This window comes from Metabacillus rhizolycopersici, assembly GCF_020075705.1.
Genome location: NZ_JAIQUM010000138.1, coordinates 1 through 7,038 on the forward strand (window position 1 = coordinate 1; position 7,038 = coordinate 7,038).

The 7,038-nt window shown below is 38.7% G+C and carries 8 protein-coding genes; 1 reads left to right on the forward strand and 7 read right to left on the reverse strand.

Going from position 1 to position 7,038, the window contains the following annotated elements:
- Positions 1–582: 582 nt before the first annotated feature.
- The 7 genes from K9V48_RS26575 to K9V48_RS26605 all read right to left on the reverse strand — a co-directional run bounded on the left by K9V48_RS26575 (position 583) and on the right by K9V48_RS26605 (position 6,212).
- Positions 583–837, reverse strand: coding sequence for a hypothetical protein (locus tag K9V48_RS26575; RefSeq protein ID WP_224142091.1), 255 nt, complete (start codon positions 835–837; stop codon positions 583–585).
- A gap of 71 nt (positions 838–908) precedes the next feature.
- A complete protein-coding gene (locus K9V48_RS26580; RefSeq protein ID WP_224142092.1) occupies positions 909–2,360 on the reverse strand; it encodes a carbon starvation CstA family protein in 1,452 nt (483 codons plus the stop codon).
- A 150-nt stretch (positions 2,361–2,510) separates the two neighbouring features.
- Complete coding sequence (locus K9V48_RS26585; RefSeq protein ID WP_224142093.1) at positions 2,511–3,242, reverse strand: LytR/AlgR family response regulator transcription factor; 732 nt, start codon at positions 3,240–3,242, stop codon at positions 2,511–2,513.
- A complete protein-coding gene (locus tag K9V48_RS26590; RefSeq protein ID WP_224142094.1) occupies positions 3,226–4,983 on the reverse strand; it encodes a LytS/YhcK type 5TM receptor domain-containing protein in 1,758 nt (585 codons plus the stop codon). The genes K9V48_RS26585 and K9V48_RS26590 overlap by 17 nt, the downstream gene beginning before the upstream one ends.
- A 469-nt stretch (positions 4,984–5,452) precedes the next feature.
- A complete protein-coding gene (locus K9V48_RS26595; RefSeq protein ID WP_224142095.1) occupies positions 5,453–5,593 on the reverse strand; it encodes a YvrJ family protein in 141 nt (46 codons plus the stop codon).
- Positions 5,594–5,669: 76 nt separating this feature from the next.
- Positions 5,670–5,888 carry a DUF2922 domain-containing protein gene (locus tag K9V48_RS26600; RefSeq protein ID WP_224142096.1) on the reverse strand — a complete coding sequence of 73 codons (219 nt, stop codon included), beginning with the start codon at positions 5,886–5,888 and terminating at the stop codon, positions 5,670–5,672.
- A 105-nt stretch (positions 5,889–5,993) separates the two neighbouring features.
- Complete coding sequence (locus K9V48_RS26605; protein WP_224142097.1) at positions 5,994–6,212, reverse strand: DUF1659 domain-containing protein; 219 nt, start codon at positions 6,210–6,212, stop codon at positions 5,994–5,996.
- Between the two features lie 465 nt (positions 6,213–6,677).
- On the opposite strand from K9V48_RS26605, the gene K9V48_RS26610 reads away from it, so the two are divergent.
- On the forward strand, positions 6,678–6,860 hold the full coding sequence (locus K9V48_RS26610; RefSeq protein ID WP_224142098.1) for a hypothetical protein: 183 nt from the start codon (positions 6,678–6,680) through the stop codon (positions 6,858–6,860).
- Positions 6,861–7,038 lie beyond the last annotated feature (178 nt).

Sequence of the window (7,038 nt, forward strand, 5' to 3'; positions counted from 1 at the left end):
TGCTAAAAAAGAACGGTCGTAAATGTCATCGGTATAAGAAGCTGACCGTCTTTGATATTCTAGGGGTTGTGTATGAAACGACGGTGAAGCATAGACAAGCTGCCTAGCGAAAAAATCGCGTTTTAATGGGCTTCTTTGGCATGCCTACTTTTCCATCACTCGCTCGTTTTGAAACAAGAATTATTTTGTATCTAGTCATTTACATCCTTAGCTTGATGGGCATGGGGTCTGTCCCCTAGAGAGGTAGATAATGAATGGAGTTGGATGCGGATTGAATGGATGGAAGAAGTAGATTTTTTTCATATGATGTTCAAGATAGAGAAAGGGAATGGACGGCAGAGGACCCTTGTGGAGAGAATAGGCCGACTAGATAGTTCAACTGTTAGTTCTAGAATGATGTAGACAAAATTGGAAAAGAAGGGGATAGTCAATCAGTATATTAGCTGATTGACTATCCCCTTTAAATGGAAAATGACCCTAATAATGAAAAAAGTGAAATAGAAAATAATCTTAGTAAACTTTCTTTTTTTTGGTTATTGTCCCTAACTTTGACAAAATGCGATGAATTTAAAAAGGTGTACATTAGGATAAGGAATATGCTTGTCGGTACAGTTCTTTAAGTGCTTTTCTCGCAGCCTCCTTTTCACTACGCTGATCGACTGCTTCTGCAAAGAAGTCTTTAAATGGTTCTTTGTCTTGGCAGATAGTTGCAACTGCACGGTAGTGATCTTTAAACCGAATTGTTTCCAATTCAATTTCATCGCCGTGTTCGTTTACTAATTGTGTGACCCTTTGAGAAATTTCCCTTAATAAAACGTAATCTTGAATCCAGTTCATCTCTTTCCTCTTAACTTTTTGTTTCCATCGGGGACTGTTCCCTTTATGCATCCCTTTTTAAAAACAGCTTTCTAGGCAACTCGATTCCAGTCCGAGATATCTTCATCAAGCGGAAGATTGTTTGCCCGAGCTTTTTTAGCTGCATGAAAGAATAACACAAGAAGAATTGTAGTTCCGATGATACCGCCAATCCATGAAATATCCATTGATAAGCGCAAGCCGATTTGCGCGTTTAAAATATAGGTTATGACCATAACTAGCATAAAGGCCCCTGGGATAAGCGGGATCCAATAGTTTTTCTTAGCAATGTATAAATACATGGCTCCGACAAATAGAGCGATCACCGATGTTGCTTGATTGGCCCAACTAAAGTATCTCCATAAAAGGTTAAAGTCGATCTGAGTGAGTACGATTGAAATAACGAATAACGGTACAGCGATCCATAAGCGGCTTGACATTTTCTTTTGGGCAATGTTTAGATATTCAGCAATAATCATCCGGGCACTTCGGAAAGCTGTATCCCCAGAAGTAATTGGTAAAACAACCACACCAAGCACGGCAAGTGTCCCACCGATTGCACCGAGCATCATGGTAGAAACTTCGCTAACAACGGCTCCAGGTCCGCCTGCTGCAAGAATTTCATTTAATCCGTTATACCCGTTAAATAAGCTCATCGATGCAGCTGCCCAAATCATCGCGATAATCCCTTCAGCAATCATCATGCCGTAGAAAATTTTGCGTCCTTGTTTTTCATTTTGAGTTGTCCTCGAAATGATTGGTGTTTGGGTAGCATGGAAGCCTGAAAGAGCCCCACACGTAATCGTGAAAAAGATCAATGGAAAAATTGGCGCATTATCTGGATGGAAATTTGCTAATGAAATCTCAGGAATTGGCGCGCCCGTAACGACTAACCCAATCCCGACACCAAGAGCACTAATCACTAGCAACGCTCCAAAATATGGATACAAACGACCAATGATTTTATCAACGGGTAAGAGAGTCGCTAAAATATAATAAATAAAAACAGCAGCGACAATCACGCCCAATGCGATTTTACCATCCATTAAGACATGAAGGAGACTTGCCGGTGTCGAAACAAATACCGTACCTACTAATAAAAGAAGCAGGACAGCAAAGGCATTCACAACGTGCTTCATTACTTTTCCTAAAAACTTACTTGCAAGCTCAGGTAAATGGGCACCACGGTTACGAATCGAGATCATCCCTGTTAAATAATCATGAACAGCACCGGCAAAAATACAGCCGATTACGATCCAGATAAAGGCAACTGGTCCGTAGAGTGCACCCATAATTGGCCCGAAGATAGGCCCTGTCCCGGCGATATTTAAGAGCTGGATTAAGGAATTCTTATATGTGCTCATCGGAACATAGTCAACGCCATCGCTGTTGACATATGCAGGAGTGGCCCGATCTTCCTTTACACCGAACATTTTTTCAATCAATTTGCCATACGTGAAATATCCTATAAGTAAAAGAGCAATACCCCCTAAAAATGTATACATAAATTTCTCCCCCTTTTATTTTTTTAAAAGAATGAATGCGTTTACATATAAGTATAATAGATAAAAAGTTGCAGAGGGAGATTTTGAGATTAAAATGTCAAAAATAAAGATTATCATGCTTTAAATAAGGATTAAGATGCGATTGACAAGCTAAATTTCCAATCGCATTCTTAAAGCCTTCACATAATTCCGGCTAACCGACAACATCTCGTCTCTTCCTTCTATTTGCAGTTGATAAGCACCATTGAACCAGGGAGTTAGACGAGTAATGTATTCTAGGTTAACAAGATAGCTTTTATGAATCCGGAAAAAATGGAACGTACTGAGTTTGCTTTCCAACTCTTTGAGAGGTGTTTTCGTTTCAAACTCTCCTGTTTTTACGATCATTTTCGTTAACTTATCGTCCCTGAACATATAAAGGATGTCCTTTGGATCAAAATATAAAATCTCTCCATTTGCTTCAAAAGCAAGTTTCCCAGTTGGTTTACCTGGATCCTTTTCATAGTAGCCTTTGAACTTTTTCTCAATTCGTTCGATTGTTTCCTTCAATTGATCTTCGTCATACGGTTTTAGCAAATAATCAACCGCATCGTAACGGAACGCCTCAGCTGCAAATTGCGGATAAGCTGTTGCAAAGACAACTAAAGGTGCATTTTTTAGTTCCATTAGGACTTTGGCTGCTTCCATTCCATTCATTCGCGGCATCTCAACATCTAAAAACACAACATCAGGGTGGAGCTGAAGAGATTTCATGATGGCGGATTCTCCAGATTCTGCTTCGCCAATAATTTCGATAGTAGGAAAAGCTTGTAATAAATGCTTTAGTTCATCACGGCTGTATAATTCATCATCGACAATGATGGCTTTAATGGGTGGTTTCAATTGATTTCTCCTCCTCTTTATAGGGAATCGAAAAGGCAATTTCTGTGCCTAAATCAGGTTCACTTTTTATTTTTAGTGCTGCTTCATCTCCAAACATCAATGTGAGCCTGCGATTCACATTGTAAAGAGCGAGACCACTTCCGTTTTCAGAATCAATGGGTGCTTTGCAAGTTTGTTCAGTCCTCTCCTTACTCATTCCTTTTCCATTGTCAGCCATTTTTATATAAGTGGAGTCCTTTTTCTTTTTAATGGTAATGTTCAACGTGCAGTTGTTTTCCTTATCCTTGAAACCATGTTTAATTGAATTTTCAACGAGAGGTTGCAAGGTAAGAGGCGGGATGTTTTGTAAAAGAGCTTCCTCATCAATATCATATAAAACAACTAACTTATTAACAAACCTGGCCTCTTCAATCGACAAATACGCTTTGACATGTTTTAATTCTTGCTCAAGTATGATTTTACTGTGTGTTGTCGCGGTCAGATTTTGTCGCAAAAAATGTGATAAAGAGATAAGTAGTTTCCTTGCCTTTGTAGGGTCAATGCGAACGAGCGAAACAATTGTATTCAGAGTATTAAACAGAAAATGCGGACTGATTTGGGCTTGAAGTGCCATTATCTCTGATTCCTTAGCAAGCTGATAGGCTTTATCTGCCTCAAAAATTTCAAGCTGATTACTCATCATCGAACTTAGCCCAGTAATTAACTCCATCACCACGTTGGTGATCTCCTTTTCAGAGCGAAAATAAAATTTTAAGGTGCCAATCGTTTTACCACGCTGCTTTAAAGGGGCTATGACCGCAGCGCCGAGAGGACATCCCTCAACTCGACAATGAACCGAGTGTTGATTGACAACGACGATTTCCCTACGTCTGATAGCATCCATCGTGATTTGGGTCTGGATAGGTCTTTCAGGTCGGTGATGATCATAACCAAGACCAACATGAGCGAGAATTTCTGTTAAGTTCGTGATCGCAACGGCGCTTGTTTTTATTTCATTATGAATAATGTGACAGACTGCTGTAGCAGAATGGGCATTGAGTCCATTTCGTAAATGGACAAGGGTCAGGCCTGCAATGCGCAGTGTTTTCTGAGCCTGCACGGCACCAGCTTTTTCCTCTTCGTTGATCACACTTTTAATAATCAAGAGGAAAAGGGCACTTCCCATGCCATTCGCCAAAATCATTGGTACTCCGATGATTTCGACTAATGTCCAAGCTTTTTCTAATGGGCGGGAGATTAATAAAATAATCAACATTTGAATGGCTTCAGCCAATGCACCAATCAAAAAAGCGGACCTCATCTTTACATGTTTGTTTTTTCTATAGAATAATCCGGAAAGCGCACCCGCAATGATTGTAGCCAAGCCACAAGAAATGGCTGTAAATCCACCTAAGGTAATACGGTGAAGACCAGCGATTAGACCTGCACCAATCCCAACTTTATAGCCACCAAGAAGGCCTCCTAATACCACACCGATTACTCGTAAATTGGCAATGGACTCATCCGTAGCTAAATTAGAAGGTAAGCGATTAAATTGGAGGCTTTCCGTACTAAGACTCAACCCAGTATACGTCCCAATGATGCCAAAAAAGCCAAAAAAGATAATGGCAGTATAATGCTGCTGACGATTCATTTGATCTTGATAAAACATGTCCCTAAAAAACTTAAATCTAGTTAAAATAAATGCTATTGTTACAATAATTCCAAGTCGTTCCAACATCGTAATGAACAAATCTAACATGTAAATACCCCTTTTTCAGATGGTTTCTAGTTGTTGAAAGCGCTTCTTGGTGTATATTGTATCACGTATACAGGGACTCCGAAAAAACAAAGGGAAGGTTCTTTGTTTTTGCAAACGCAGACACCGTCCCTTTGTTCTTTTAGAATGATGTAGACAAATTTAGAAAAGAAGGGGATAGTCAATCAGTACATTTAGCTGATTGACTATCCCCTTAAAATGGTAAATGACCTGAAATTACAAAAAGAGCAGTAGGAAGTAAAATAATTTGGTAAACTTTCCTAACCTTTTGTGATTCATCTATATTATAAAGAAAATTACCTGATTGTTTTGTAAATTTTTATTAAGTTTATGTAAACGAGTGATTTGCTAGGAATATCAGACTATTCCTTTCACTTATCATAAAAAAATCACCAATCAAAGCGGTCTTTTTTCAGTGTGCTAGATGATCGCCGGCTTTCTTTTTGGTGAATTAGTGCTTTTGCAGCTGGGTAGGAAGCATTTGGATCGAGTGATTTAATGTGTCGAGCTTGTTTTCGATCCGATTTAGTAAATATAACGTGACGATGATTGGAAAGCCGACTTCACTAATGACTGATAACCATTGGTCCATTGTTTCACACCTCTTTTTCTCATATTTTGAAAAGGAAAGGGCTGACATGATCGTAATCTGTCAGCCCAAAACCTACTTATGCAAGTTCGATTTCTGTTACATTACGGTCAACGATTCGTGCGCCTTTTTTCGAGACAAATTCTCCGCCGTTCGTAATGAAAATATTTGCAGCTAGTATTTGGTCCATCGCTGTTGTTAGTGCTTGTTGGTCAACTGGATCGATGGGGGAATCAACGTTTACTTTCACCGTTTTCCCTTCCATATTTAAAAATAGAAGCTCTAATGTTTTCGCCATTTTCTCTCCTCCTCTCTATGTAGGAATGGTGAAGGAAAATGGAGCATGTCTAGTAACGACTCTCCCTTTTCCTTCGTAAAGCTGGTCGTTTCTCTTTCCTCGTCGTTATTCCGTAATTTGATTTGTGTCGTTACGCTCGACAAATGCTAGTGTTTCAGTTTGTAAACTTCCAATTGCCTCTGCTACTTGAAGCAATTGATCTGCGGTTGCAGATGTCTTAATGTTGTTGTAATTTTTGCGTTTGTAGATTTGCTTTCCTTTTTCATCCAAACCCATATCGAAAGCAAGTCTTAATTGAGATTCTAGTAATACTTCAGCTGCCATGCTCTCTCACCTCCTTTCACCCTTTATATATAGAAATGGAGGTGGTTGAGTAGCGTGGAAATTGAAATTTTTTAAAAAATCCTTCTCTGACTGCCATGATCAAACATATCACCTATTTTTCAAAAGGCAGTGAGTAAAAAAATCATGATGATTTCTCCGCAAAATAATCGTTCTCTTTATGTAAAAAAATATTTCAATTGTTAATTTTTTATAAATTCGTGTAAATATAGAACTATTTTCCCGTTATAAAAGATATAATTGTTTCGTAAAAACCAACAAGATTCGACTTGTGTTTAAACAACGAGTTCCACAGAAAACCTACAACTTAGTACAATCCAGCATCAGGAACAAGTATTTATTCGTTCTATAGGGGGGGATATGACGTACTATCTGCTTTCATGCTTTACCTAGTAATAAAGTCTTAGATATGGTCTAGTATTTCTGTTAAAAAGGGAGCTGATCTAAATGGAAACGTTGAAGCATTATGTAAGAACAAATGTGAAACAAGTAACAGTTTCGGTTGATGATGGAATCGATATCACCATTGAAATTATCGATGGTCAAATTTTTTCTGTAAAAGTGGAAAATGGCTTGCAACTCATTGACATTAAGACGGATTCAACTAAGCAAATGCAGTTCTTACATTAATAGTTGTTTTTTAAATTTGGGGAAATTTACTAAATGGAGATATTGAATCGATTTATCCCGCATTAACGGGCAGTAATACCCCCACCTCTAAGCTTGAGTGAATCACAAAGAGGCGAAGGTGGGGGATAACTGCCCGTAAAAGCTAAGGTAAGTCTCGCTATCCATCAGTGGGGGATAA

Excerpts from the sequence above, each read along its gene's own strand:
- K9V48_RS26575 (WP_224142091.1), bottom strand. The coding sequence starts at position 837 with ATGAACTGGATTCAAGATTACGTTTTATTAAGGGAAATTTCTCAAAGG.
- K9V48_RS26580 (WP_224142092.1), bottom strand. The coding sequence starts at position 2,360 with ATGTATACATTTTTAGGGGGTATTGCTCTTTTACTTATAGGATATTTC.
- K9V48_RS26590 (WP_224142094.1), bottom strand. The coding sequence starts at position 4,983 with ATGTTAGATTTGTTCATTACGATGTTGGAACGACTTGGAATTATTGTA.
- K9V48_RS26595 (WP_224142095.1), bottom strand. The coding sequence starts at position 5,593 with ATGGACCAATGGTTATCAGTCATTAGTGAAGTCGGCTTTCCAATCATC.
- K9V48_RS26600 (WP_224142096.1), bottom strand. The coding sequence starts at position 5,888 with ATGGCGAAAACATTAGAGCTTCTATTTTTAAATATGGAAGGGAAAACG.
- K9V48_RS26605 (WP_224142097.1), bottom strand. The coding sequence starts at position 6,212 with ATGGCAGCTGAAGTATTACTAGAATCTCAATTAAGACTTGCTTTCGAT.
- K9V48_RS26610 (WP_224142098.1), top strand. The coding sequence starts at position 6,678 with ATGGAAACGTTGAAGCATTATGTAAGAACAAATGTGAAACAAGTAACA.